Origin of the sequence: Kribbella aluminosa, from assembly GCF_017876295.1 — a bacterium.
GTDB classification, from domain to species: Bacteria; Actinomycetota; Actinomycetes; order Propionibacteriales; family Kribbellaceae; genus Kribbella; species Kribbella aluminosa.
Window position 1 is genome coordinate 2,793,703 of sequence record NZ_JAGINT010000002.1, and the last position, 23,872, is coordinate 2,817,574.

Consider the following 23,872-nt stretch of genomic DNA (forward strand, 5'->3'; position numbering starts at 1 on the left):
GGTAAGGGATTCGCGGGTTGTTGCGTTCGCATCGTTTCTCATGGATGACCATCCTCTCGCGCTGATTGAGGTGCGTAAAGAGGTGCGCTGCGCCCTCTGACTAGGTGCAGTGTCGCCGAACATCGACGCTGATGCGACTGGCGGTGATGGTCGCGGCAGTTGGCGACATGTCACGATCCCGCTCGCTCATTGACGGAAATGATCGGCTCGTCTTCACCGGGGTAGACGGGCGCGCTTCCCGCAGTCGCTCTCGGCGGGTCCTGGCAAAGCGCGTCGGAGGTGGCCGCGTCGTAGGCGTCGGCGACCGGCACCTCCCGCGAGATGGCCACCAAGGTCCTCGGCGAGTACGCCGACCGCGGCCTGCTCCACGTCGGCCGCAGCAGTATCACCATCCTCGGCCCGGCACCATGGCCGCCGAAGCAGGCGACTGAGGACGGCGAAAGTGCTGGCGGGCCGGTGCCCGGTGCTGCCGGCTCGCTCGTTCGCCGCCTCAGCCTGCTGGGACAACGACCGTGGAACTACTCTCGCGGGTCTTGTTGAAGTTGATCACCCCGTCGATGTTGAGTCGGATGCCCTCGGCCCGGACCGGAGTGCCGTCGCTCGGGATCTTGTCACCGATCAGGCAGTCCACCCAGAGCGCCGCGGCAGCTTCAGGTGGTTCCGATCGGAGTCAAGGTCACGTCGAGCTTGGCCAGGCCCCCGCACAGGAAGTCCGGCACGCCGTCTCCGCCGCAGCCGTAGAACAGGAAACTCACCAGCCGATCCGCGGTGAACGTGCCCCCGTGCCCTCACACTGCCACTGGGCGCCCGGTGGATTAAGGTGCCTTCACCGTCCGCGGCCTTGGTCGTGCGGTCGAACGTTGTCGTGCCGTCCAGGAGGACGACGTCGCCATTCGACGCTTCCGCGATCGCGTACGGTGGCGATCCTGCCTGGCTCACGGGGTTGCCGTCTGCAGTGGAGCTGCAGATCAGTGCGAGCCAGAAGTCTGCCGGGCGAGCAGGCGTGGAAGGTTTCGGCTGGTGAGCACTACGCGCGTTAGGCTTGCGAGGACTGCGAATCCCATCGGCCAGTTGACTGCGGGTGCCACGGCGACGATGGTGGCGAGCATGGCGGTGTCGAGCATGATGAGTACGAGACTCGCCGGGCCCGCGAGCCGTGTTGTGGTGAGGTTTTCGCTCCTTGCGACCGCGAGCAGCGTCGCCGCGACGGTCAGCAGGAGCGTGCCGTAGATGGCGGCCGGGGATGGTGGAATGTGCCAGGTCCAGGCTCGCGTGGTAATCAGGGTCGTTCCCCACAGCAGCGCGAACACGGGTGCGGTGGCCAGGAGCGCGATCGCGGTCCGGTGGCCCGTGGATTGGTGTGCGAACGCCGTGGTGACCTGCCGCGGGTGGCCGAACTCGGCGATGGCCGAGCGGGCCGCGTCCGTCGCGGACAGGCCCCGGCGCCGGTGGTGTTGGTAGGTCTCCTCGAGGCCGTCGGCCAGCTCCTCGATGGCGGTGGCGGGCAGGCGCCGGGCCAGGGTGTCGAGGTAGCTGCGGATCAGGTCGTGGTCGGCCATGGCCTCGGCTCCAGCAGCGCGGTGACCGCGGTGGCGAACTCGCGCCAGTTGGCGCGTTCGCCGTTGAGCTTGCGGTGCCCGTCGTCGGTGAGTTCGTAGCTGCGGCGGCGTCGACCGTCGACCGTCGACCAGGCACCGCTGATCAGGCCGGCGCGTTCGAGCCGGTGCAGGGCCGGATAGACGGTGCCGGTGGGCAAGTCGAATCGGCCGCCGCTGCCGTCACGCAGCGCCTCCTTGATCGCGTAGCCGTGTTGCGGCCCGTCCTTCAGCGTGGCCAGCAGCAACACGTCGAGGTGACCCTTCAAGACTTGCGCATCCGCCCTCATAGGTAGTTATCCTACAGCAAGCGGATAGGTAGTAATCCTAGCTATGGGTGGGCGGTGGCGTGATGAGCGATCCGGTGATCGTGGCCGAGGGACTCGTGAAGCGGTTCGGTGCGGTCGAGGCGCTGCGAGGCGTGGACCTCGAGGTCCCGGCCGGCAAGGTGCTGGGGCTGCTCGGCCCGAACGGGGCGGGCAAGACCACCGTGGTCCGGATCCTGACGACGCTGCTGCGCCCCGATGCGGGCCGGGCGACCGTGGCGGGCCTGGATGTGGTCCGGCAGGCGGCGGCGGTGCGGCGGCTGATCGGGTTGTCGGGCCAGTACGCCGCGGTCGATCCGTATCTGACCGGCCGGGAGAACCTGCAGCTGATCGGACGGCTCTCGGGCTTGAACCGTGCCGCCGCCCGCCGACGTTCCGGCGAACTGCTGGACACCTTCGACCTGACCGGCGCGGCGGATCGGGTCCTTCGTGGCTACTCCGGGGGCATGCGGCGGCGCCTCGACGTGGCGGTCAGCCTGGTCGCACGGCCGTGGGTGCTGTTCCTGGACGAACCGACCACCGGCCTGGACCCGCGAGGCCGGATCGGGCTGTGGCAGACGATCGCGGCCTTGACCGCGCAGGGCACGACGGTGCTGCTCACCACGCAGTACCTGGAGGAGGCCGACCGGCTCGCCGACAGCATCGTGGTCATCGACACCGGACAGGTCATCGCGAGTGGAAGCTCCGACGAGCTCAAGGCACAGGTCGGCGGTGACCGCCTCGAACTGAAGGCCGCGCAGAATGTCGACCCGCTCGCGGTGGCGGCCGCCGTGGCCGGCCTCGGGTCTGGTCCGCCGGTGGTGGATCGCGACGAGGCGACGGTGGTGCTGCCGGTCGCGGACGGTCCAGGGGTTCTGGGCGAGGCGGTGACCCGGCTGGCCGCGGCCAATGTGCGGGTGACCGACGTGGCCTTGCGCCGGCCGTCGCTCGACGACGTGTTCGTGGCCCTGACCGGCCAGTCGGCGAGTGCTGAGGCCGGCTCGGATCTCGCGAAGAGCGGGGGCGCGCGATGACGACCAGGAACGACGTCCCGGTCGCGGAATCCGCTGAGCCGGGCGCGGTGCGGCCTGTGGACCGGCCGCGCGGTCTGCGCTGGTTGCTGGGTGACGTGTCGGCCATCACGGGCCGGAACCTGCGCCGGCTGATCCGGGTGCCGACTCTGATCGCCTTCGCCACCGTGCAGCCCGTGCTGTTCGTGCTGCTGTTCACCTATGTCTTCGGCGGCGCCATCCATCCACCGGGCGTGGCCAAGTACGTCGACTTCCTGCTGCCGGGGATCTTCGTGCTCGCGATCGCGTTCGGCGCCTCGCAGACCGGCGTGGCGATCGCCGACGACCTGGCCACCGGCATGATCGACCGGTTCCGCGCGCTCCCCATGACACGGTCCGCGGTGCTGGCCGGACGCACCGCGGCCGACGCAGCCCGGAACCTGTTCGTCCTGCTGCTGATGACCGGAGTCGGTTACGCGATCGGGTTCCGCTTCCACGCCGGCGCAGCGGCCGCAGCCGCGGCGATCGGGCTTGCGGTACTGATCGGCGTCGCGTTCTCGTGGATCAACGCCCTGGTCGGGCTGCTGGTCCACGACGCCGAAACAGCGGGGCTGGCCGGCCTGATGCCAGTCATCGTCTTGGTGTTCACCAGTTCCACCTTCGTCCCGGTCGCCACCATGCCCGGCTGGTTGCAGGCGTTCGCGAAAGTCAACCCGATCACGGTCACGGTCGACGCGCTGCGCGCCCTGGTCCTCGGCGGCCCGACCGCCGCGCACGTGTGGCAGGCGCTCGCCTGGATCATCGGGCTGCTCGCGGTCACTGTGCCCACCGCGGTCGTGCGCTACCGCCACACCACCGCCGACTGACCACAGCTGGTCGTCCATGTTGCGCAGCCATTGCCCCAGGCAACACTCGACGTGTGGCCAGGCTGACGTCCGACCTGATCGGCCAGGTAGGGCTGGAGCTTGCCCGGGCGATGGAGCAGCTGCACGGGCCTCACTGCATGCCCGGTGGAGCACGCTTCGAGTTGAAGTGGGACGGGTTCGTTCACGGAACAAGTCAAGCCAAGGGTCCGCGCGACTGCGCCGACGGTGACGGCAGCACCGTCGTTGCAGCTACGCAGCCGATCGATGACATGGCAGGCGAGGTGTGATGGCGAGGCTGAGTCCGCCGAGGAGGCAGGCGGCGGCCGCGGCGAGGACGAGCGGCGTGTAGCCGAGCGCTGTGGCGAGCGTGGCCGCTGCCAGGGGTGCGGTGGCGGCCGCGATGGTGGTCGGGGTGCCGAGGAAGCCCGCGATGGTGGCGTAGCCGTGGTCGCCGTAGCGGTCGAGCAGGATGGCCGGCTTGGCGATGGACGCGACGCCGAACCCGAGCCCGAACGCGACCAGGCAGGCCGCCGCGCCGGCCACGCTGCGGCCGGCGGCGGGCAGCAGGCCGAGGGCGATTCCTTGCCCGGTGACGATGATGGCGCTGATCGATGTGATCGGCAACCATCGGCGCAGCACGGTCACCAGCACCCGGCCGGTCACCGACAGCAGCCCGAGTAGGCCGGCGAGCGTCGCGGCGGTGGTGGGTGAGTGTCCGAGCCTGGTCAGGTAGGTGACCAGGTGGACTCCGATGACGGCGAGCGCCGCGCTGTGCAGGACGAATGCGACCGCGAGCAGCCAGAAGCGACCCGGCGCGGCTGGCGATCGTCGGCACGTTGATGGGCGGCGATGTCGCACCTGGCGAGCTCGGTGCGGCGCTCGGCATGCCGACCAACCTGGTCGCGCACCATTTGAAGGTCCTCGAAGACGCCGGGCTCGTGGTCCGGACCCGCTCCGAGGGCGACCGGCGGCGCACCTACGTGCGGCTGCGGCCGGCGGCGCTGGCAGCGATCACAGTCCCGGCCTTGGCGGCGGCCAAGCGGGTGGTGTTCGTGTGCACACAGAACTCGGCCCGCTCCCAGCTGGCCGCCGCGATCTGGTCGCGCCGAAGCCATCTGCCGGCCGTGTCGGCCGGCACCGAACCGGCCGACCGGGTGCATCCCCGCGCGCTGAAGGTTGCCCGCCGCCACGGCCTCGATGCCGCCGGGTGGCGTACCGCGCACCTCGACGACGTCGTACGCCGCGACGACCTGCTCATCGCCGTGTGCGACAACGCCCACGAACACCTGCCGCCCGAGCAGCAGCCCCGGCTGCACTGGTCGATCCCCGACCCGGCACCGGTCGACACCGACGCGGCCTTCGAAGCCGCCTACACCGAACTCGCCGACCGCATCGACCGGTTGGCGCCCGTCCTGTCGCCCGAGGCGGCATCCACCTCCAGGAGCGAATCATGACCGAGCTCGCCTGGCACCGACGCGAAGACCTGTCCATCGACCAGCAACTCGCGCTGACGACCGCGGCCTCGCGGCTCACCGACGAGTTCGCCGGCATCTACGGTCCCGAGACGATCGAACGGTTCGTGCACTCCAGCTACTACCAGTTCGCCACCGGCAGCACGGTCCCGAACTTCCTTCCCCTGCTGGCCGAACGGTTCGCGCGGCAGCGCCTGAATGCGCTCGCGCGGGTCGAGGGTCACCACGACGACGGCAAGCCGGTCGTGCTGTTCTTGTGCGTCCACAACGCCGGCCGGTCGCAGATGGCGCTCGGGTTCTTCCAGCACCTGGCCGGCGACAACGCCGTCGCGTGGTCCGGCGGTTCCGAGCCCGGCCTCGAGGTCAACCCCGCCGCCGTTGCCGCGATGGCCGAACGAGGCGTCGACATCGCCGGCGAGTTCCCCAAGCCGTGGACCGACGAGATCGTCCGCGCGGCGAACGTCGTAGTCACGATGGGCTGCGGCGACGCGTGCCCGGTCTTTCCCGGCACCCGCTACGAGAACTGGGACCTCGACGACCCGGCCGGGCTCGACGTGACCGGAGTGCGCCCGATCCGCGACGAGATCGAACGCCGGGTCCGCGCGCTGCTCGACGAACTCGCCGTGCCGGTGAGCCGCGCATGAGCCACGCACAACCGCTGTGGCGTCGGACTGTCGCCGAGGCGCTCGGCACCGGGCTGCTGGTGACCGTCGTGATCGGCTCGGGTATCGCGGCCGCCAATCTGTCGCCTGGCGACACCGGCCTGCAGCTGCTCGAGAACGCCTTCGCCACGGCGCTCGGCCTGGCCGTGCTGATCCTCATGTTCGGGCCGGTGTCCGGGGCGCATTTCAACCCGGTCGTGTCCGCGGTCGACTGGTGGCTCGGGCAACGCGACCGCACGGGCCTGACCCTGCGAGACCTCGCCGCCTACGTTCCGGCACAGATCGCCGGTGCCGTTGCCGGCGCTGTCCTGGCGAACCTGATGTATGGCGAAGCCGCGGTGTCCTGGTCGACTACACACCGCTCGGCAGGACACCTGTGGATCGGTGAGACCGTTGCCACCGCGGGTCTGATTCTGCTCATCTTCTCGCTGGCCTGGTCCGGGCGGGCCGCGATCGCGCCCGCCGCGGTCGGCGCCTACATCGGGGCGGCGTACTGGTTCACCTCGTCGACATCGTTTGCCAACCCTGCGGTCACCGTCGGCCGCGCGTTCAGCGATACCTTCGCCGGTATCGCTCCGGCATCGGTCCCAGGCTTCGTGTTCTTCCAGCTGTTCGGCGCGATCCTCGGCGCCGGGCTGGTGGCCGTGCTCTATCCCCACCTGGGCGACGCCGCGGACGAGATCGTCGTCCCACACACCGATACAGCCGATACCACCGAAGCCGGCAACACCATTAAACCCACCGATACTGGAGTCCGCTCGTGAGCACACCCGTCGTCTTGTTCGTCTGCGTGCACAACGCCGGCCGGTCCCAGATGGCCGCCGGGTGGCTGCGGCACCTGGCCGGCGACACCGTCGAGGTCCGCTCGGCCGGATCCGCGCCGCGCGACCAGATCAACCCGGTCGCGGTCGAGGCGATGCGCGAGGTCGGCATCGACATCACCGCCGCCGTACCCCAACTGCTCGAGACCGAAGCCGTCCGTGGAAGCGACGTCATCGTCACCATGGGCTGTGGCGACGCCTGCCCGATCTTCCCTGGCAAACGCTACGAGGACTGGGAACTCACCGACCCCGCCGGACAACCGATCGAGGTCGTCCGCCAGGTCCGCGACGAGATCCGTGAACGGGTCGAGAAGCTCGTCGGCGAACTCCAGGCCGCCTGAGACCCGCACAACCACGGGACCGCGAGGATCGCAGCGATGAAGCTGGTCATCATCGGCGGCAGCGACGCCGGTATCACCGCAGGCCTGCGCCCGCGAACTCGACCCCACCACCGACGTCCAACTCGTCGTCGCCGACGACTATCCCAACTACTCCATCCCGTACCACGTGTCCGGTGAAGTTCCCGACTGGCACTCGCTGGCGCACCGCAGCACCCAAGACCTCCGCGACGCCGGACTCCGGCTCCATCTCAACGAACGCGCGGTCCGCATCGACTCCGACGCGCACGTCGTGCACACCCGGTCCGCGTCCGGTGGCACGCGGGTCGTCGACTACGACCGGCTCGTCGTCGCGACCGGCGCCGTACCGGCCAGGCCACCGATCGCCGGCCTCGACCGGCTCGGACCGGCCGACGGTGTCCACCTGCTCCACACCATCGACGACACCCTCGCCATCACCCAGACACTCGACGACGGCGCCCGCTCCGCGGTCATCGTCGGCGCCGGCTACATCGGCCTCGAGATGGCCGAAGCGCTGCGCAACCGCGGCCTGAACGTCACCGTCGTCGAACAGCTCCCGCAAGTTCTCCCGCGCACCCTCGATCCCGAACTGGCCCGGCTGATCGAGGACGAACTCGACCGCAACGGCGTCCAGGTCTCCTGCGGCAGCATTGTGACCAGGATCCTGCGCGCAGGATCACAACTGCAGGTCGCTGTCGCCGCAAGCCCGTCTGTCGACGCCGAAGCAGCGGTCCTGAGCGCCGACCTCGTGCTGGTCGTCACAGGGGTTCGGCCCGACACCCAACTGGCCGTCGCCGCCGGCGCCAAGACCGGAACCGCCAGGGCCCTCGACGTCGACAGCGGCATGCGCACCAACCTGCCGGACATCTACGCCGCCGGAGACTGCGTCCACACTCACCACCGGCTGCTGACCGAACCCACCTACGTTCCGCTGGGCACCACCGCCCACAAACAAGGCCGGGTCGCGGGCGAGAACGCCGTCGGCGGCTTCGCCACCTACGCCGGATCACTCGGGACCCAGGTGGTCCGGATCTTCGACCTCGTCGCGGCCGCCACCGGCCCTGCGCGATGCCGACGCGACGGCAGCTGGCTACCAGGCGGCGACGGCCGCGACCAGCGCGTACGACCACAAGGTCTACTACCCGCAGGCCACGATGATTGCCCAACGCCTCACCGCGGACACTGTCAGTCGTAGGTTGCTCGGCGCACAGCTGGTCGGCCACCTCAACGCACAAATCGCCAAACGCGTCGACATCCTCGCCACCACCTTGTTCTACAGCGGCACCATCGACGACATCGGCGACCTCGACCTGTCCTACACACCGCCCCTCGGCTCACCCTACGACGCCATCCAGGTCGCCGCCCACGCCTGGCAGAGCCAGCAGTAGAAGGCGACCGCACGTAGCGACACGGCTCACCGCGACGCTGTCGGGGTGGCGCGAAACCATTGCCTGAGGCAACACTGAGAATCGTGGCCAAGCTGGCGCCCGACCCGCTCGAGTCGGTAGCGCTGGAACTTGCCCGGGCCGAGGAGAAGCTGCCCGGGCCGCACGACATGCCAGGCGGCTCCTGCTTCGAATTGGATTGGACGGGTTCATTCACTGAGCCCTGTCAACCGCCGGTGATGCGCCCGCGGCGGCTACTTCCAGAACCGGCTCCAGACGGCCTGCTTGACCTGACTGAGGGTGTTGATGACGTCTTGATCTGTTTCGGCGTTCTGGGTGACGCCGAGCGCTTGTCCGATGTCGCGCCATGAGGGGCCTGTCGCACGGCTTCTCCGACGGCTTCGCCGAGTGCCTTGTCGAGCGCGGTCGAGGCTCGGCAGCATTCCTGGTCCGCCTGGAGCGAATCGTGCTGCCAGCCGGCGCGGTGCGTGAGGCGCAGGCTTGCCCCGTGCCCGGAGATCCGTAACTGGGGAGTTCGCGTCAACATCGCTCCACCTCGCTGCTTAGTGACCTACTTGGAGCTTAGAACTCCGAAAGGCCCTGTGAATGGGTCTGGATGGGCCCGTTCGGGTACGTGGCTATTGGCGGTGGCGGCGCGGAGGATGGGCGTATGACTGTTGCGCCGGAGAGTGTCCAGCAATCGACACCGGTGTGCTGGTGTTGTGCCCGTGAGTTCGATGATCGAGACCTGGTGCGGCTGGGTGCCCACCCCGAGGTCGGTGTGTGTCTGGGGTGCGCCCGGTTCCTGCAACGCAAGGCCGAAGAGCGCGAAGATCAGCTGCGACCATCCCGCGGGACGCGGCTGAGGGAAGTGGTGCGGTCGGCGCGGGAGTGGGTGATCGGCCACCGCCGGCACGACCTTCCGGTGATCGGTGGCCTGTTGCGGCGGATCGACCGGCGGCTGCCGTAGCCGGTCAGGCGGTGGTGAACAGGTGCCCGAATGGGCGCGGCCGTGGATCCTCGATGATGCCGGGATGCCCGGCGGCACGGAGCCGGGCAGGTGCAGGATCAGGTCGGGCACCCCGAATGGGCGCGGGCGAGCTCGACCAGTCGCGGGTTCGGCTGTCTGGGTGGTCATTCGGGATTGACTCCCTTTCAGGTCGCGATGGCGCTGGCTGTTTGCCGGTCTTTAGGTGCCGACCTCGCGGTGGACGCCGCCGGCGGCGGTGTTGACGCCTTCGGCGAGGGTGGGGTGGATGTGGATGGCGTCGGCGATGTCGGTGTAGCGGGCGCCGGTGTGCATGGCGATGACGGCTTCGTGGACGAGTTCGGCGGCGTGCGGTCCGGCGATGTGGCAGCCGAGGATCTTGTCGGTGTCGGCGTCGACGACGAACTTGATCAGGCCGCGGGTGCTGCCGATGGCGCGGGCTCGGACGACTCCGGCGAAGTCTTGGCTGCCGATGACGACGTCGTGGCCGGCGGCGCGGGCTTGGGGTTCGGTGAGGCCGACCGCGCCGACTTCGGGGTCGAGGAACACCCCGTGCGGCACGACCCGGCCGGCGGTGGTGCGGGCCTGGCCGCGGAACGCGGCGCGGTAGGCGACGTCGGCGTCGTGGCGGGCGGTGTGGGTGAACATCGGACCGCCGCGGATGTCGCCGATCGCCCACACGTTCTCCGCTTTGGTGTGGAGGGTGTCGTCGACGGTCAGGAAGCCGTGGGCGTCGGGTTCGAGCCCGAGGTGTTCCAGGCCGAGATCGTCGGTGTTCGGTGTGCGGCCGGTGGCGATCAGCAGGTGGCTGCCTGTGAGGTGGGTGCCGTTGTCGCAGTGGATGCAGATATCGCCGGCTTTGCCGTCGACGGCGACGCAGGCGGTGTCGGTCAGGATGTCGATGTCGTCGGCGGTGAAGCCGTCGGTGACGGCGGCGGAGATGTCGGGGTCCTCGGCAGGTAGGAGCCGGTCGGCGCGCTGGATGATGGTGACGCGGGCTCCGAAGCGGCGGAACATCTGGGCGAACTCGCAGCCGATGTAGCCGCCGCCGACGACGATCAGGTGCTCGGGCAGTTCGCGTAGGTCCAGCAGGGTGCGTGAGGTCAGGTACGGGATCGTGTCGAGGCCGTCGATCGCCGGGATGGCGGTCCGGAGCCCGGTGGCCACGACGATCCGGTCGGCTTGCAGGTCGCTGCCGTCGACCCGGAGCCTGCGTCGGCCGGTGAAGTGGCCCTCTGCTTGGTAGAGGTCGACGGTGGCGGCGCGCTCGACGGTGCGGTAGGAGCCTGTCCGGATGGTGTCGACGATCTTGTCCTTGCGGTCGACGACCGCGGCCAGGTCGACCTCGGGGTCGCCGACGCGGACACCGAACTCGCCGGCCCGGCGGATCTGGGCCGCGACGGCCGCGGAGGCGATCATCGTCTTGGTGGGGATGCAGCCCCGGTTCAGGCAGGTGCCGCCGAGTTTCTCCTTCTCGACGAACGCGACTCGGCCGTGCCGGCCGGCCCGCAGTGCCAACGGAAGACCCGACATGCCGCCGCCGAGCACGAGGGTGTCGTAGCGTTCCACCATTGTTCGTTCGACCTCCTGGATGTTCTGGATGTGCTGCGTTTCGTTGTTGTGGCGGGCGGCTGTCAGGCGGGCGGCAGGTGTTGCTCGAGCAGCCGGCGAGGCCAGGGAGGTGTGAGGCTGTGTTGATCCGCGGGTCGCGGCGACCCAGGGGGTGGCGGCTCAGCAGCAGTGATTCCCGGGGCGGTCCTGGTCGAGCGCGGCGGGGACCGGCTGTGGCGCGGTCTCCGGGGCGGTCTTGGGAGCGCAGCAGTCCGCATCGCTCCGCTGGGAATCGCCGTCGTGGGCTGCGGCGGTAAGCCGCCCAGCGTTGCGGGTGCGGAGCCGGTAGCGGAGGGTCAGGGCGGCGGCGAGGAGAACGGCGGTGGCCGCGAGCCACGCGATGAGGGTGGTGTGGGCCTGGACCCAGGTGGAGATAGTGGCGGAGAAGCGAGCCAGGCCGCCCGAACTGGCGCCCGAAATGGCGGCTGTGGTGGTGCCGCGGGTGGCGGCGGGGTACCAGTACCAGACCAGGTAGCCGCCGGTGACGACCACGACGGTGGCGGTGATGCGGGGGGCCGTACCGGGCGAGGGCGGTGATGCGGCGGGTGAGGGTGGTCCCGGCTGCCGCGGTGGTGACTGCGACGAGCAGCAGGACGGTGGCCGATCCGGCGGCGTAGGCGGCGAAGACAGCGAGCAGTCCGGCGTAGCTGGCGGTGGCCTGGGCCTGGGCGATGACGGCGAGCAGGACCCCGGAGGTGCATGACAGGGAGGCTGCGGCGTAGCCGATGCCGAAGCCCAGCATGCGGCGTGTGCTGGGTGGACCGGCGGCTGCCCGGGCGGGGGAACCGGGCAGTCGAAGGGACGGGGAGCGGCCCGACAGGATCGCCAGGCCGAGCAGCACCAGGACGATGCCGGTGGCCAGTCCGAGCCACGGGGCGGCGCGGATCAGGACGCGCGCCCCGGCGCTGACGATCAATCCGGCTACCGCGAGGGTGCCGGCGAACCCGATCGTCAGCGCGGTCCCGGAGCGCAGGGCGCGGCCGAGCCGGACCGGCAGGGGCGAGATGTCGGTGTCGCCGAGCGTGTGGGTGATCCAGGCCGGGAGCAGGGCGAAGCCGCAGGGGTTGACCGGCGCGGCCATGCCGGCGGCGAACGCGAGCTCGAGCAGCCCGGTCACCGGGCGCCCGCGGTTTCGAGGGCGGCCTGGATCTTGTCCGGGCCGGGGTCGGTGGCGCGGAAGGTGACCTGGCCGGCCGGGTCGACGACGATCAGCGTGGACGGCGCGGCGACCGTGTACTTCTGGGAGAGGGCGGCGCCCTTGTCGATGACCACAGGCAGGTTTGGTCCGTCGATGGAGCCGAGGAACTCGCCGATGGTCTTGGGTGACTCGCTCGGGTCCATGTCGACGGCGACGACGGAGGCCTTCCCGCCCAGCGCCTGGCCGGCCTGGGCCAGCGAGCTGGCGCCGTTGACGCATTCGCCGCAGCCGACGGAGAAGAAGAACAGCGCGGCCGGCTTGTCGCCTGGCAGTTTGAGCTTCGCACCGCCGATCGTGGTCATCTCGGTGGCCGCCGCTGCCCCGGGACTGGTGGCCGTACTGCCGGTGCCGGTGCCGCTGGCAGCGCCAGGGTCCTGGGCGCCACAGGCGGCCGCGCCGGCCGCGATCAGGACGGTCGCGGCGACCGTGAGAGCTGCGCGGCGGGACCGGCGGCGGGGCAAGCGGAGGGGCAAGCGGCGGGGCAAGGCGTTTGTCATCGGGCGCGGGAGCCGTTCCGGTCGGTGGGGGTGTCGTGCGGGCGGCCCTGGCCGGTGGGGTTCGTGCCCGGTCCGGTGGGCGGGCAGCACTCGTCGCGTCCTGCCCGGCGGGGCCGGATGACCGCGGTGACCGCCGCGGCCGCGACGACGACCGCGGCACCGATCACCCAGGGGTTGCCCAGGAAACCGCCGATCCCGGCGAGCGCGCCCGCGGCGAACAGGGCGGGTCCGGCGCAGCAGAGGATCACCAGCAGGGCGGCGCCGATGCCGGCCGCGGCCATGCCGGTACCGGAGGATTCCTGGTCGCGGCGCGGAGGCCGGTGGGTGTCGGGCATTTGGGCTCCTGGCGGGTCAGGGCGGGTCAGGGCTGGTCAGGGCTGGTTGTCGGGGATGCGGGCGCAGCAGGTCAGGGCGGTGGCGTTGTCCGCGGCCAGGGCGCGGGCGAGTACGACGAGGTCGACGATGCGGGGGTCGCCGACGGAGTAGCGGAGCTTCTTGCCGTCGCGGCGGGCGGTGACGTAGCCGCAGTCCACGAGGCAGGACAGGTGCACCGACACCCTGGGCTGCGAGATGCCGGCGTGCTCGACGCAGTCGGCCGACGTGCGCTCGCCGGCCAGGATGAACTCCAGCAGCTTCAGCCGGGTCGGGTCGGACAGGGCGCGGAAGAATTTCGCGACCGTGTCGAGATGGGTGCACGCGACCTCGCCGGTGACCGCCGACGTGGTCTGGGCGGGGGCGATGAGGCGCTGGGGCACGAGGGTCTCCAAACCTTGAGGCATTCACACCGAAGTATTCGCTTTCCCGCATAGTATGATCACGGCAAGCTATTCGGCAAGGCGCATATCAACAGGTCCGGGTTCCGGGCTCTGGATCAGGAGGCAGCGACATGACGGAATCCGGTTTCGACCTGGCGGTCATCGGCTCCGGTTCGGCGGCGTTCGCCGCGGCGATCGCGGCGACCAATCAGGGCGGGCGGGTGGTGATGGTCGAGCGCGGCACCACCGGTGGCACGTGCGTGAATGTGGGCTGCGTGCCGTCCAAGGCGCTGCTGGCCGCGGCCGAGGCGCGCCACGGTGCCGGCACCGCGGGACGGTTCCCGGGTCTGGCTGCGGCTGAGGTCCCGGTCGGCTTCCCGGCCTTGATCGCAGGCAAGGACGCCCTGGTCGAGCAGTTGCGCGCCGAGAAGTACGCCGACCTGGCCGCCGGGTACGGCTGGGAGATCGTGCACGGCACCGCCACGTTCACCGGGACCGCCCAGGCGCCGGTCCTGGAGGTGGCGTTGAACGAGGGCGGCTCCCGCCGGATCGAGGCCGCCCACTACCTGGTCGCGACCGGCTCCGCGCCGTGGGCGCCGCCGGTCGAGGGCCTGGACGCGGCCGGGTATCAGACGTCCACCACGGCGATGGCCCTCGGTGCCCTGCCGGAGTCGATGGTGGTGGTCGGCGGGAACGCGGTCGGCCTAGAGCAGGCGCAGCTCTTCGCGCGGCTCGGCACAGAGGTCACGGTGATCGAGGCGCTGGACCGGCTGGCACCGTTCGAGGAGCCGGAGATCTCCGCCGCCATCGAGCAGGTGCTCGCCGATGAGGGCATCACCGTCCACACCGGTGCGACCCTCACGGCCGTCGAGCACGACGCGGACGGCTACACCCTGACCATCAGTCAGGGCACGGGAACCGACTTGCCGGCAGGCACGATCGGCCTGCGGCGCGCGGATGCGGGCACCCGGGTGCGTGCCGAACAGTTGCTGATGGCAACGGGCCGCCGTCCGGTCACGGCCGGCCTGAATCTCGACGCGGCCGGGGTGAAGACCGGCGAGCGCGGCGAGGTCGTGGTCGACGAGTTCCAGCGCACCACCAACGAGCGGATCTGGGCCGCAGGCGACGTCGTCGGCGGACCGCAGTTCGTGTACGTCGCTGCCGCGCAGGGCACGCTGGTCGCCGACAACGCCCTGGCCGGTGCGGAACGCGCCCTGGACTACGCCGCGCTGCCTCGGGTGACCTTCACCAGCCCGGCTATCGCCGCGGTCGGGATGACCGATGCCCAGGTCGCCGAGGCAGGCCTGCCCTGCGACTGTCGCACCCTGCCGCTGGAATACGTGCCCCGCGCGCTGGTCAACCGCGACACCCGCGGCCTGGTCAAGCTCGTCGCGAACGCCGACACCGGCCGCGTCCTCGGCGTCCACGTCCTGGCCGACGGCGCCGGCGACATCATCACCGCCGCCACCTACGCCATCAGCGCCGGGATGACGGTCGACCAGCTCGCGCACACCTGGGCGCCGTACCTGACGATGACCGAGGCCCTCAAGCTCGCCGCCCAGACCTTCACCGCCGACGTCGCCAAGCTGTCCTGCTGCGCCGGCTGACCCGGGATCTTGGAGGCTTCGATGACCTCGCAGACGAGCGCGCAACGGACCCGGCCGATGACGGTCGGCGAGCTGTCTCGCCGTACCGGCGTACCGGTCAAGGCGCTGCGCGAGTACACCGACCTCGGCCTGATCTACACCCGCGGCCGCAGCCCGGCCAACTACCGCCTGTACGACGACGACGCCTTGTGGTGCGTACGGTTCATCGGCGAACTGCGTGGCCTCGGCATGACGATCGCCGAGATCCGCGACCTGACCGCCGGATGGCCGGACGGCGCCGGCCGACCGCCCGGCGCACAGCTGGCGGATCTCCTTCGCCGGTCCCGGATCCGGGTGGAGCAGCGGATCGCCGGGCAGCAGCAGATTCTGCGCCGGATCGACTCCTTCGAGGCCGAACATCGCGCGGACCTGGTCAGGGGTGACGTCTGCTGGGCCGGTGATCCACGCTGTGCCGCGGGGGCTTGACCCTCACCCCGGGGTGAGTCCCTACCGTCGCAACAGACGCAGCCGAAGCGTCATCGGCAGACCGCGAATGAGGCCCGTCGAGCACAACACCGCGATGGAGGAATTCGACGATGACCAGTACCGCCGACAGCAGCCTCAAGAAGTTCGCCGAGCAACTCGGCTTTGCCCTCATGAATGAAGCACAGGCCACGCTCTCATCCGAGTTGCGCGAGCTGCATCGGGCGGTCCTGACCGCGTTCGCCGACAGCGGTACGGCGCCGACGGTTGCCTGGATCAACGACCGGGCGAGCCTGCTCGGCCTCGACCCGGCCCTCGCGCTGCACGACCTCGATCAGGCCGACCTCGTCCACACCGCTGACGGTGTCGTCACGGTCGCGTACCCGTTCTCCGGTGTCCCGACGCGGCACCGGGTCCAGTTCGAGGACGGTCCGGCGGTGTGGGCCATGTGCGCCGTCGACGCGCTCGGCATGCCCGCGATGACCGGCCGTAATGTTGGCATCGCCAGTACCGACCCGCACAGCGACGAGGCGATCGAGATCAGCTTCCGGGACGGAACCTGGAGCTGGGATCCGCGCAGTACGGTCGTTCTGCTTGCCGGCACCACCGGATGCTGCACGGCTGCCGACGCTGCCTGCCGGTACGTCGACTTCTTCGCCGGCCCCGCGAACGCTCGAGCCCACCTGGAGGCCCACCCGGAACTGGCCGGCGAGATCTACGACCAGGCCAGTGCGGTCGAACGGGGAAACGTCGTCTTCGGGCCGCTGCTGGGCCGATAGGGAGCCGACAGGAGTGCTACTGCGGCGGCTCGTGGTCGTCGGGGCGGAGCATGAGGTCGAGGGCGAGGGCGAACTGGGCGTCGGGGCAGCTCTGGCCGCAGAAGATCTCGGCGGCCGCGACCAGTTCGTCGGGTGTGCCGGGCCGCAGTAGGTCGCTGATGTCGGGCGCGCAGCCTTGCTGGCCGGTGCCCCAGGTGAGGTCGGCCAGCGTCGTACCGAGTGCCGTCGAACTGACGGCGCGCAGCAGGTCGTAGGCGCGCGGCTCGGGAAGGCCGGCCCCGGTGGCGGAGGTGACGTGGGCCAGCACGGTGCGCAGCGCTGACTGCGGCATCACCCGCTGGGTGGTCATGAGTGGCGCGGCATTCGGGTGGCGGAGCATGACGTCGCGGATCGCCCGGGCGAGCGCTCGGAACCCGAGCCGCCAGTCCGCCTGTGCGGGCGCGGCGGCCGCGATCTCCTGCCAGAGCAGGTCGACCACGCCGTCGAGCAGGTCGTCCTTGCCGGCCACGTGGTTGTACAGCGACATCCCTTTGACGTCGAGGACGGCGCCGAGCTTGTGCATGCTGAGCGCGCCCAGGCCGTGTTCGTCGATGTAGCCCAGGGCGGCCGCGACGATGTCGCCCCGGGACAGGCCGGCCCGCTGGCCCGCGGTTCGAAGAGTTTTGGTCACCACCCTTGAAAACATACGGCATAAGTTCTAGCGTTTCCACTGAAACTTATGCCGTAAGTATCGGAGGATGCGGATGTCTGAGGTACTCGCCACCGCCGCACCGCAGGGGACACAGCTGATGGCGATCGAGGTGCGGGAGTTGACCAAGCGGTACGGCGATCTCACCGCTGTCGAGGGTGTGTCGCTCGACGTGCCGGCCGGGCAGGTGCTCGGTCTGCTCGGGCCGAATGGCGCGGGCAAGACCACCACGATCAAGATGATGACCGGGCTGGTGACGCCGACGTCGGGCACGGTAAGTCTCGGCGGGTACGACGTCAGCAGGCGTCGCAGCCAGGCAGTGCAGCAGGTCGGCGCGGTGCTGGAGGGATCCCGCAACGTGTACTGGTCGCTGTCGGCGTGGCAGAACCTGCTGTACTTCGGTCGCCTGAAGGGGCTGCGCAAGTCCGAGATCCGGCCGCGTGCGGAGCGTCTGCTGCGCGAGCTGGGGCTGTGGGAGCGCCGCGACCATCAGGTCGGCGGCTTCTCCCGTGGCATGGCGCAGAAGGTCGCCGTGGCGGCGGCGTTGATCACGGATCCGCCGATCGTGCTGCTCGACGAGCCGACCATCGGGCTCGACGTGGAGGCCGCCCGTACCGTGCGGGACTGGGTGCTTCGGCTGGCCCATCAGGAGGGCAAGACCGTCGTACTGACGACGCATCAGCTCGCGATGGCCGAAGAGCTGGCTGACCGGGTCGCCGTGATCCGGGAAGGCCGGATCATCACCGACCTGCCGACCCGCGAACTGCTCGACCGCTACGTCGAGGACCGCTACGACATCACGATCGACAGCACGCGTGGCGTCGACGGGCTCCGCGTCGCCGGGGTGCCGGAACTGACCGCGAGCTCGGCGGACGGCCAGGCGGCGGTGCACCTGCCGACCGCCGACCAGGACGTCCTGTACACCGTGCTGGCAGCCCTCCACGCGGACAGCGTGCCGGTACTCGACGTCAGCCGGGTCCGGCCGAGCCTGGAGGACGTCTTCCTCAAGCTTCTGAGGAGCGCGTGAGCATGGCGATCAACACGGCATTGGCTACCAGCCCGCCGGTACAAGCCGGGCTGCGGATGCTCGGGAACGAGACTGCGAAGGCTCTGCGGGTGATGTGGGTCCACAAGGCGCCACTGGTCTTCCAGTTGCTGGGGATGACGGCGACGTTCTGGGTGATCCAGCTGTTCATCGGTGGCGGCCGGTACGTCGGTGAGCTGCTGGCCATGATCTTGTCCGGCTACCTGGCCTACGTGGTCAGCTATATCGCGGTACTGCGGATCGCTGCGGGGGTCTTGGAGGAGATGTTCACCGGCACGCTCGAACAGAGCCTGCTGAGCCCGTTGCCGCCCTGGGTGCAGTCGGCCGGCCGGCTGGCCGCGACGCTGGTCGAGGCGGTGCTGACCGCCGCCGTGGTCGCCGTGTTCTATCTGATCGTGTTCGCGGCGATCGGCGTCGACATGCCCTGGCGCTGGTCGGCGATCGTTCCGGCCGTGATCACTCTGGCCGACATCGCGGGCTTCGCGCTGCTGTTCGGCGGCCTCGCCCTGATCATCAACTCGATCGGCGCCATCATCCACGTCGTCCAGGGCCTGATCATGTTCCTCAACGGAGCACTCATCCCGGTCTTCGTGTTTCCCGGATGGCTCGAGACCGCCGCGAAGATCGCCGTACCGACGACCGTGGGTGTCGACGCCGCACGGCAGATCCTGATCGACGACGCGTCCCTCGGACGGGTCTGGGGCAACGGCACGCTGCCGTGGGCCGTCGTGCACGCCGCGACCATGCTGATCCTCGGCTGGACGGTCTACGCGGCCGCGATCCGCCGCGGGCTGCGCGAAGGAAGGCTCGGAGCCTGATGACCACCACCCTTACGACACCGACCAGGTTCGGTCCCGGGCGGCTGCTGACCGCGATCGGCAACGAAACGCTGAAGGGTTTGCGGCACGGGTGGAGCGAGCGGCTGCAGATCCTGATCGAGATGCCGCTGTTCGTCACCTTCCTGCTGTTGCTGGGGTTCACCACCGGCAAGGCCGACACCATCGTTGCCACCGGCAAACTCGACTGGTCCCTCGACCCGCACCGGACCACCTGGCTGTTCCTCGGCATCGGTGTCGGCTTCATCTACACGTATCTGCACGTCCAGAAGATGTTCTGGCGCCTCCTCGCGGAGATCCAGACCGGCACCCTCGAACAGACCTACCTCAGCCCGCTACCGTCCTGGGTCCACGTCGTCGCCGGCCGGGTGCTCGCCGCCGTCGCCGAGACCGCCGTCGTCGTCGGCGTCGTCTACTTCGTGACTCGGCTGGCGACGCCGCTGGAGCTGCACTGGAATCCGGCTGCGCTCGTACCGGCGCTGTTCCTGATCCTGGGATCCGCCGGGCTCGCGTTGATCGTCGCCGGTGTCACGCTGGTCTGGAAACGCGTCCAGCTTCTGAACGACCTCGTACTCCTGCTGGTCATGTTCTTCGCCGGCACCGCGCTGCCCACCGACCAACTGCCCGGCTGGAGCCACCCGATCAGCAACGCCCTGTTCATGACCCACTCGATCGCCGGCCTGCGCACCGTCATGCTCGACGGCAACCACCTCACCTGGAACGGCGCCGGCGGCCTCGCCTGGATGCCGGCCACCGCCGCCGACTGGTTCGTCGTGGGGCTCGCCGTCTTCCGGCTGTGCGAACGCACCGCCCTCCGCCGCGGCAGCCTGGCCGGCACATGACACGATCGTCAAAATAGATTGACGATCAGCGAGCGTCAATCTATTTTGACAAGATGACGGTGGATGCCGGGGAAGGCAGAAGGCTGATGACTGCGGCGAGCAGCAAGGAGCCGGACGTTGGCCTGGCGGCCGTCGTCGCGTTGCGGCAGCTGGTGGAGGTGCTCGAAGACCTTCAGGTCGCACGGGCGCGCGAACTGGGCTGGTCCTGGCAGGACATCGCCACTCGCCTGGGCGCGAGCAAGCAGGCTGTGCATTACAAACACGGGCTGCGGAGCCGCCGGCGTACCGGGAGGTCATGATGGCGAACTGGTTGCGGCGCGGGCTCCGTCGTGCGACAGGCGACGACGGAACAGGCGAGTACTGGGCCCGGTTCACGCCCGAGAGCCGTCAGGTGATTCGGCACGCGTTCGCTGAGGCGCGTGAGCTCGGGCAGCACTGCATCGGCGACGAGCATGTACTCCTGGGCGTACTGCGCGTCGGCGGCCGCGGGGCCACGCTGCTGGAAGGTCATGGCGTCGACCTCGCCACGGCGCGCGACGAATTGGGGAGGATCGGCCCGACGCTCGGGGAGGCCACCGATCCGGCCGACGCGCTACGCGGCGTGGGTGTCGACGTCGAGGAGGTGCGTCGGCGATTGGAGTCTTCGTTCGGCCCGGATGCCGTGAGCGCGGCCGAACGCCGTGTACGGCGCCGGCCGCGGTGGCGGGGCGGGCATCCGCGGCCGAGTGCGTTGTGTGTGCACCTGGTCGCCAAACGTGCCTTCGCGTTCGCGGCCGATGTCGCGACCCGGCACGGCGAGGCCGGGATCAACCCGGAGCACTTGCTGTACGGCGTACTCCGCGATGCCATGGACCCGGTCGGGACCCAGCTCAGCCGCCGGAGCCGCCGGGCGCTGGCTTCGCTCGGGTTCGTGCCGGGCCGGCCCAACCCGGTTCGGCTCGCACTGCAGTCCCACGGCATCGACCTGACCAGGCTTGCCGCGCAGATCGCGCCATAGCTCGCCCTGGCTGGTCAGGAGCATGATGACGGGGTGACTGTGGCTCCTCAGCAGCGGATGTCGGCCGGGCGGGTGCTGCTGGGCTATGCGCGGCCGCATCGCGGTGCGCTGGTGGTCGGCGGTGTGCTGAGTCTGGCGACGGCGGCGAGCGGGTTGGCGTTGCCGCTGGTGGTTCGCACGCTGATCGGCAACCTGGGCGGCCATGGTCCGGTCGGAGGCCTGGTAGTGCTGATGTCGGTGCTGGTGCTCGCGAACGCCGGCATTGGTGCGCTGGGCGGATTCGTGTTGCACCGGACGGCGGAGTCGGTGGTCCTGGAAGCACGTCACCACCTGATCGGCCGCCTGCTGCGGTTGCGCCTGTCGGCGGTGGAACGCCACGAGCCCGGTGACCTGATGTCGCGGGTGACCGCGGACACGACGCTGTTGCGGGAGGTCACCACCGATTCCCTGGTCGGCGGCATCACCAGCGTGCTGGCTCTGACGGCGACGGTGGTGATGATGGGGCTGCTGGACCTCACACTGGTCGGCGTGACGCTGCTCGCGCTCGCCCTGGCCGTGGTGGTCATCGGGCTGGTGGTGCCGCGGATCCATCGCGCGGCCCGGCACGCGCAGGAATCCGTCGGTGTCATCGGTGCCGCGCTGGAGCGGATGTTCGGGGCGTTCCGCACGGTCAAGGCATCGGGCGCCGAGGACCGCGAGACCGAGCGGATCCGGGCCGCAGCGACGGAGGCGTGGCGGGCGAGCGTACGCGCGGCCAAGTGGGAGTCGGTGGCCGGTAACACGGGCGGCCTGGCGGTGCAGGCGGCGTTCATCGGCGTACTGAGTGTCGGCGGCGCCCGGGTGGCCAGTCACGCGATCGACGTCGGAACGCTGGTCGCGTTCCTGCTGTACATCTACTACCTGATGCCGGCGGTCAACCAGTTGGCCGGAGCGGTGACGCAGTACCAGGTCGGCGCCGCCGCGGTCGCGAGGATCCAGGAGGCCGAGGCGCTGCCGGTCGAACCGGTCGGCTCCTCCGATGACGAGCCGGTCTTCTTGGCGGTCGACGGTCCGGCAGCGGTGACGTTCGAAGGGGTGTCGTTCCGGTACGACCCGCAGCTTCCAGTTGTCCATGACCGGGTGAGCTTCGAGGTGCCGCCCGGCGGGATGACGGCGTTCGTCGGGCCGTCGGGTGCGGGTAAGACCACGGTGTTCTCGTTGATCGAGCGGTTCTACGAACCCGGCAGCGGCCGGGTGCTCGTTGACGGGACCGACGTACGGGCGTGGCACCTGACCGACCTGCGATCCGCGATCGGGTATGTCGAGCAGGACGCCCCGGTGCTGTCGGGCACCTTGCGCGAGAACCTGTTGTTCGGCGCTCCCACCGCGGGACGCGACGAGCTCGAGCAGGTGCTCGACACCACCCGGCTGACGGCGATGGTCCGTGCGCTGCCCGACGGGTTGGATACCACTGTCGGTCATCGCGGGATGAAGTTGTCCGGCGGTGAGCGGCAACGGGTCGCGATCGCCCGGGCGCTGCTGCGGAGGCCACGGCTGCTGCTACTCGACGAGGCGACCTCACAACTCGACGCGGTCAACGAGGCCGCACTGCGCGACACCATCGCCGATGCCGCCCGCACCACCACCGTGCTCGTCGTCGCCCACCGGCTCTCGACGGTGACGCTGGCCGACCGCATCATCGTCATGGACGCCGGCCGCGTCTGCGCGACCGGCACCCACCGAGAACTGGTTGCCGCCAGCCCCCTCTACGCAGAACTCGCCGCCACCCAGTTCCTCGCCACCTCCGGCCGGCTGTGAGTCTGCTCAGACAGCACCGACGTTCGATTTGTCGCGCCCCGGCCGCCGCGCGCTCCGTACCTGGTTGCCGCTGTGCTGCTGGTGGCTCTGGAGATCCGGCAGCAGTCACGAGTCGCGCTCCTCATGCAGACCTGGCCGTGACGTTGCCGGCGACGATCCTCCGCCCGGGCTTGACTCCGTACCTCGGTACTGGGGGAACCCTGGTAACGATCCACGAAGGGAGCGGAGCGAGCATGAATGTCTACAGGCAGCATCAGACCAGGGAGGAATGCTGTCCGCCTGGAGCCGAGTACGGCAAGGCACGGCGAACGATCGGTCCCTGGGGTACCGCGGCACGGCTGGTCGCTGCTGCGGGTGGACTCGCCTGGGCAGTTGTGGTCCCACACGAGCATCCGCTGCTTGATCTCCCCGGCGCCAGTTCGGACGCGGTGGGTCTGCTGGTCGGCTTGGTGGTGGCCCCGATCGTCCTGACGCTCGCGGCCCTGGCGAGGGGCCGCAGTGCGCCGAGGCTTCAGCTGGGGCACGGAGCGGCCTGCGCGGTCACGGTCCTGGTCGTTGGCGTTGCGCAGTTCTATCCCGCCGCGACGTTGATGACCGTCTCCGCGCCGCTGGTGTTGCTGGCGGCGCTCGGACGCAACGGCTGCGAACTGCTCGCCGTACCGAACCTGGTCCTGCGGCGCGACGACTACCTGTTCTGCCTGCCCTTCAGCCCCCTCGACGCCTGGGAACGCCGACACCAGACGACCGCATCTCGTGCGGGTGCGGGCATCCGTACCGAATGACGTCAGCTCGACGGGCACGTGCACACGTCATGGGCCCTGTCGACGCTGTCCTCGTCGATGGCCTCGATCGTTCGCACCATCAACCCGCACAGCCGGCCCGTGCCCGGTCCGTGACAGATCGCACCCGTCGCCGCCAGGCAGTCCCGCATCCGGCTCAGATCGGCGATCCTCCGGTCCAGGTCGGCCACCCGCGCGGCGGTGATCGCGCGAGCTTCAGCGCAGCTCCCCGCGCCGGAGTCGGCGAGCCGCAACAGGTGCTCGATGTCCGCCAGCGAGTACCCGAGCTCCTGGGAACGTTTGACGAACCGCACCAGATTCACCGTCCAGTCCGGATAGTCGCGGTATCCGGTCGGCGTACGGGCCGGCATCGGCAGGATCCCGCGCCGCTCGTAGTACCGCAGCGTCTCAGGATTCACGCCTGCCTTCCGCGCGAGCTCACTGGTCCACACAGCCCCAGACTGAACCCCGTACCCGACTACAGATCAAGCGACCGCAGCCACCCGAAGCGCCGGC

At 69.9% G+C, this 23,872-nt stretch carries 32 protein-coding genes; 21 read left to right on the plus strand and 11 right to left on the minus strand.

Annotation, left to right across the window (positions count from 1 at the left end):
• Positions 1–490: 490 nt before the first annotated feature.
• The 3 genes from JOF29_RS34635 to JOF29_RS34645 all read right to left on the minus strand — a co-directional run bounded on the left by JOF29_RS34635 (position 491) and on the right by JOF29_RS34645 (position 1,885).
• Positions 491–631, minus strand: coding sequence for a hypothetical protein (locus JOF29_RS34635; protein WP_209698577.1), 141 nt, complete (start codon positions 629–631; stop codon positions 491–493).
• Positions 632–968: 337 nt separating this feature from the next.
• Complete coding sequence (locus JOF29_RS34640) at positions 969–1,559, minus strand: permease prefix domain 1-containing protein (protein WP_209698578.1); 591 nt, start codon at positions 1,557–1,559, stop codon at positions 969–971.
• Positions 1,541–1,885, minus strand: coding sequence for a PadR family transcriptional regulator (locus tag JOF29_RS34645; protein WP_209698579.1), 345 nt, complete (start codon positions 1,883–1,885; stop codon positions 1,541–1,543). Before JOF29_RS34645 ends, JOF29_RS34640 begins: the two co-directional genes overlap by 19 nt.
• A gap of 62 nt (positions 1,886–1,947) precedes the next feature.
• Here JOF29_RS34645 and JOF29_RS34650 point away from each other — a divergent pair, with 62 nt between their 5' ends.
• Both JOF29_RS34650 and JOF29_RS34655 read left to right on the plus strand, forming a co-directional pair.
• Entirely contained in the window at positions 1,948–2,934 is a 987-nt protein-coding gene (locus JOF29_RS34650) for an ATP-binding cassette domain-containing protein (RefSeq protein ID WP_209698580.1), read from the plus strand.
• Complete coding sequence (locus tag JOF29_RS34655) at positions 2,931–3,776, plus strand: ABC transporter permease (RefSeq protein WP_209698581.1); 846 nt, start codon at positions 2,931–2,933, stop codon at positions 3,774–3,776. Before JOF29_RS34650 ends, JOF29_RS34655 begins: the two co-directional genes overlap by 4 nt.
• Before the next feature lie 249 nt (positions 3,777–4,025).
• Here JOF29_RS34655 and JOF29_RS34660 read toward each other — a convergent pair whose 3' ends face one another.
• Positions 4,026–4,634 carry an MFS transporter gene (locus JOF29_RS34660; protein WP_209698582.1) on the minus strand — a complete coding sequence of 203 codons (609 nt, stop codon included), beginning with the start codon at positions 4,632–4,634 and terminating at the stop codon, positions 4,026–4,028.
• On the opposite strand from JOF29_RS34660, the gene JOF29_RS34665 reads away from it, so the two are divergent.
• The 8 genes from JOF29_RS34665 to JOF29_RS34695 all read left to right on the plus strand — a co-directional run bounded on the left by JOF29_RS34665 (position 4,616) and on the right by JOF29_RS34695 (position 9,445).
• On the plus strand, positions 4,616–5,230 hold the full coding sequence (locus tag JOF29_RS34665) for an arsenate reductase/protein-tyrosine-phosphatase family protein (RefSeq protein WP_245360871.1): 615 nt from the start codon (positions 4,616–4,618) through the stop codon (positions 5,228–5,230). The two genes, JOF29_RS34660 and JOF29_RS34665, sit on opposite strands and share 19 nt — an antisense overlap.
• Positions 5,227–5,892: an arsenate reductase ArsC gene (locus tag JOF29_RS43950; RefSeq protein WP_209698584.1), complete on the plus strand. Its 666-nt coding sequence runs from the start codon at positions 5,227–5,229 to the stop codon at positions 5,890–5,892. Before JOF29_RS34665 ends, JOF29_RS43950 begins: the two co-directional genes overlap by 4 nt.
• Positions 5,889–6,674 (plus strand): aquaporin, encoded by a 786-nt coding sequence (locus JOF29_RS34675; protein WP_209698585.1) that lies wholly within the window; start codon positions 5,889–5,891, stop codon positions 6,672–6,674. The genes JOF29_RS43950 and JOF29_RS34675 overlap by 4 nt, the downstream gene beginning before the upstream one ends.
• Complete coding sequence (locus JOF29_RS34680; RefSeq protein ID WP_209698586.1) at positions 6,671–7,072, plus strand: arsenate reductase ArsC; 402 nt, start codon at positions 6,671–6,673, stop codon at positions 7,070–7,072. Before JOF29_RS34675 ends, JOF29_RS34680 begins: the two co-directional genes overlap by 4 nt.
• 166 nt (positions 7,073–7,238) lie before the next feature.
• Positions 7,239–8,285 (plus strand): NAD(P)/FAD-dependent oxidoreductase, encoded by a 1,047-nt coding sequence (locus JOF29_RS34685; protein ID WP_307863841.1) that lies wholly within the window; start codon positions 7,239–7,241, stop codon positions 8,283–8,285.
• Position 8,286: 1 nt separating this feature from the next.
• Positions 8,287–8,478, plus strand: coding sequence for a hypothetical protein (locus JOF29_RS43955; RefSeq protein WP_245359739.1), 192 nt, complete (start codon positions 8,287–8,289; stop codon positions 8,476–8,478).
• Between the two features lie 83 nt (positions 8,479–8,561).
• A complete protein-coding gene (locus JOF29_RS34690) occupies positions 8,562–8,846 on the plus strand; it encodes a hypothetical protein (protein ID WP_209698587.1) in 285 nt (94 codons plus the stop codon).
• Positions 8,847–9,145: 299 nt separating this feature from the next.
• Complete coding sequence (locus JOF29_RS34695) at positions 9,146–9,445, plus strand: hypothetical protein (RefSeq protein ID WP_209698588.1); 300 nt, start codon at positions 9,146–9,148, stop codon at positions 9,443–9,445.
• Between the two features lie 219 nt (positions 9,446–9,664).
• Here the strand turns inward: JOF29_RS34695 and lpdA are convergent, their stop codons facing one another.
• Both lpdA and JOF29_RS43960 read right to left on the minus strand, forming a co-directional pair.
• Positions 9,665–11,035 carry a dihydrolipoyl dehydrogenase gene (lpdA, locus tag JOF29_RS34700; protein WP_209698589.1) on the minus strand — a complete coding sequence of 457 codons (1,371 nt, stop codon included), beginning with the start codon at positions 11,033–11,035 and terminating at the stop codon, positions 9,665–9,667.
• A 159-nt stretch (positions 11,036–11,194) separates the two neighbouring features.
• Positions 11,195–11,566, minus strand: a complete 372-nt coding sequence (locus JOF29_RS43960; RefSeq protein ID WP_245359740.1) for a hypothetical protein — start codon at positions 11,564–11,566, stop codon at positions 11,195–11,197.
• On the opposite strand from JOF29_RS43960, the gene JOF29_RS43965 reads away from it, so the two are divergent.
• Positions 11,556–11,777, plus strand: coding sequence for a hypothetical protein (locus tag JOF29_RS43965; RefSeq protein ID WP_245359742.1), 222 nt, complete (start codon positions 11,556–11,558; stop codon positions 11,775–11,777). The genes JOF29_RS43960 and JOF29_RS43965 overlap by 11 nt on opposite strands.
• 410 nt (positions 11,778–12,187) lie before the next feature.
• Here the strand turns inward: JOF29_RS43965 and JOF29_RS34710 are convergent, their stop codons facing one another.
• From JOF29_RS34710 to JOF29_RS34720, 3 genes are read right to left on the minus strand one after another with little or no spacing between them, the layout of a single operon-like run.
• On the minus strand, positions 12,188–12,745 hold the full coding sequence (locus tag JOF29_RS34710; RefSeq protein ID WP_209698590.1) for a TlpA family protein disulfide reductase: 558 nt from the start codon (positions 12,743–12,745) through the stop codon (positions 12,188–12,190).
• Between the two features lie 20 nt (positions 12,746–12,765).
• Entirely contained in the window at positions 12,766–13,104 is a 339-nt protein-coding gene (merT, locus tag JOF29_RS34715; protein WP_245359744.1) for a mercuric ion transporter MerT, read from the minus strand.
• A 36-nt stretch (positions 13,105–13,140) separates the two neighbouring features.
• Positions 13,141–13,524 carry an ArsR/SmtB family transcription factor gene (locus JOF29_RS34720; RefSeq protein WP_307863842.1) on the minus strand — a complete coding sequence of 128 codons (384 nt, stop codon included), beginning with the start codon at positions 13,522–13,524 and terminating at the stop codon, positions 13,141–13,143.
• 131 nt (positions 13,525–13,655) lie between these two features.
• On the opposite strand from JOF29_RS34720, the gene merA reads away from it, so the two are divergent.
• The 3 genes from merA (at position 13,656) to JOF29_RS34735 (ending at position 16,372) form a co-directional block, all read left to right on the plus strand.
• Positions 13,656–15,131, plus strand: a complete 1,476-nt coding sequence (gene merA, locus JOF29_RS34725; RefSeq protein ID WP_209698592.1) for a mercury(II) reductase — start codon at positions 13,656–13,658, stop codon at positions 15,129–15,131.
• 21 nt (positions 15,132–15,152) lie between these two features.
• Positions 15,153–15,596 (plus strand): MerR family transcriptional regulator, encoded by a 444-nt coding sequence (locus tag JOF29_RS34730; RefSeq protein WP_209698593.1) that lies wholly within the window; start codon positions 15,153–15,155, stop codon positions 15,594–15,596.
• Positions 15,597–15,706: 110 nt separating this feature from the next.
• Positions 15,707–16,372 (plus strand): alkylmercury lyase family protein, encoded by a 666-nt coding sequence (locus JOF29_RS34735; protein ID WP_209698594.1) that lies wholly within the window; start codon positions 15,707–15,709, stop codon positions 16,370–16,372.
• 16 nt (positions 16,373–16,388) lie between these two features.
• Here JOF29_RS34735 and JOF29_RS34740 read toward each other — a convergent pair whose 3' ends face one another.
• Positions 16,389–17,045, minus strand: a complete 657-nt coding sequence (locus JOF29_RS34740; protein ID WP_307863843.1) for a TetR/AcrR family transcriptional regulator — start codon at positions 17,043–17,045, stop codon at positions 16,389–16,391.
• Positions 17,046–17,115: 70 nt separating this feature from the next.
• On the opposite strand from JOF29_RS34740, the gene JOF29_RS34745 reads away from it, so the two are divergent.
• From JOF29_RS34745 to JOF29_RS34775, 7 genes are all read left to right on the plus strand, one after another.
• Entirely contained in the window at positions 17,116–18,087 is a 972-nt protein-coding gene (locus JOF29_RS34745) for an ABC transporter ATP-binding protein (protein WP_209698596.1), read from the plus strand.
• Between the two features lie 2 nt (positions 18,088–18,089).
• Positions 18,090–18,923 (plus strand): ABC transporter permease, encoded by an 834-nt coding sequence (locus JOF29_RS34750; protein WP_209698597.1) that lies wholly within the window; start codon positions 18,090–18,092, stop codon positions 18,921–18,923.
• Positions 18,923–19,783 (plus strand): ABC transporter permease, encoded by an 861-nt coding sequence (locus JOF29_RS34755; protein WP_209698598.1) that lies wholly within the window; start codon positions 18,923–18,925, stop codon positions 19,781–19,783. The genes JOF29_RS34750 and JOF29_RS34755 overlap by 1 nt, the downstream gene beginning before the upstream one ends.
• Positions 19,784–19,836: 53 nt before the next feature.
• Positions 19,837–20,082 carry an RNA polymerase subunit sigma-70 gene (locus JOF29_RS34760; RefSeq protein ID WP_245359746.1) on the plus strand — a complete coding sequence of 82 codons (246 nt, stop codon included), beginning with the start codon at positions 19,837–19,839 and terminating at the stop codon, positions 20,080–20,082.
• Positions 20,079–20,780: a Clp protease N-terminal domain-containing protein gene (locus JOF29_RS34765; protein ID WP_209698599.1), complete on the plus strand. Its 702-nt coding sequence runs from the start codon at positions 20,079–20,081 to the stop codon at positions 20,778–20,780. Before JOF29_RS34760 ends, JOF29_RS34765 begins: the two co-directional genes overlap by 4 nt.
• A gap of 33 nt (positions 20,781–20,813) precedes the next feature.
• Positions 20,814–22,577 carry an ABC transporter ATP-binding protein gene (locus JOF29_RS34770; RefSeq protein WP_209698600.1) on the plus strand — a complete coding sequence of 588 codons (1,764 nt, stop codon included), beginning with the start codon at positions 20,814–20,816 and terminating at the stop codon, positions 22,575–22,577.
• A 233-nt stretch (positions 22,578–22,810) separates the two neighbouring features.
• Positions 22,811–23,359, plus strand: a complete 549-nt coding sequence (locus JOF29_RS34775; RefSeq protein ID WP_209698601.1) for a hypothetical protein — start codon at positions 22,811–22,813, stop codon at positions 23,357–23,359.
• Between the two features lie 2 nt (positions 23,360–23,361).
• Here JOF29_RS34775 and JOF29_RS34780 read toward each other — a convergent pair whose 3' ends face one another.
• Complete coding sequence (locus tag JOF29_RS34780) at positions 23,362–23,808, minus strand: MerR family transcriptional regulator (protein WP_209698602.1); 447 nt, start codon at positions 23,806–23,808, stop codon at positions 23,362–23,364.
• Positions 23,809–23,872: the final 64 nt, after the last annotated feature.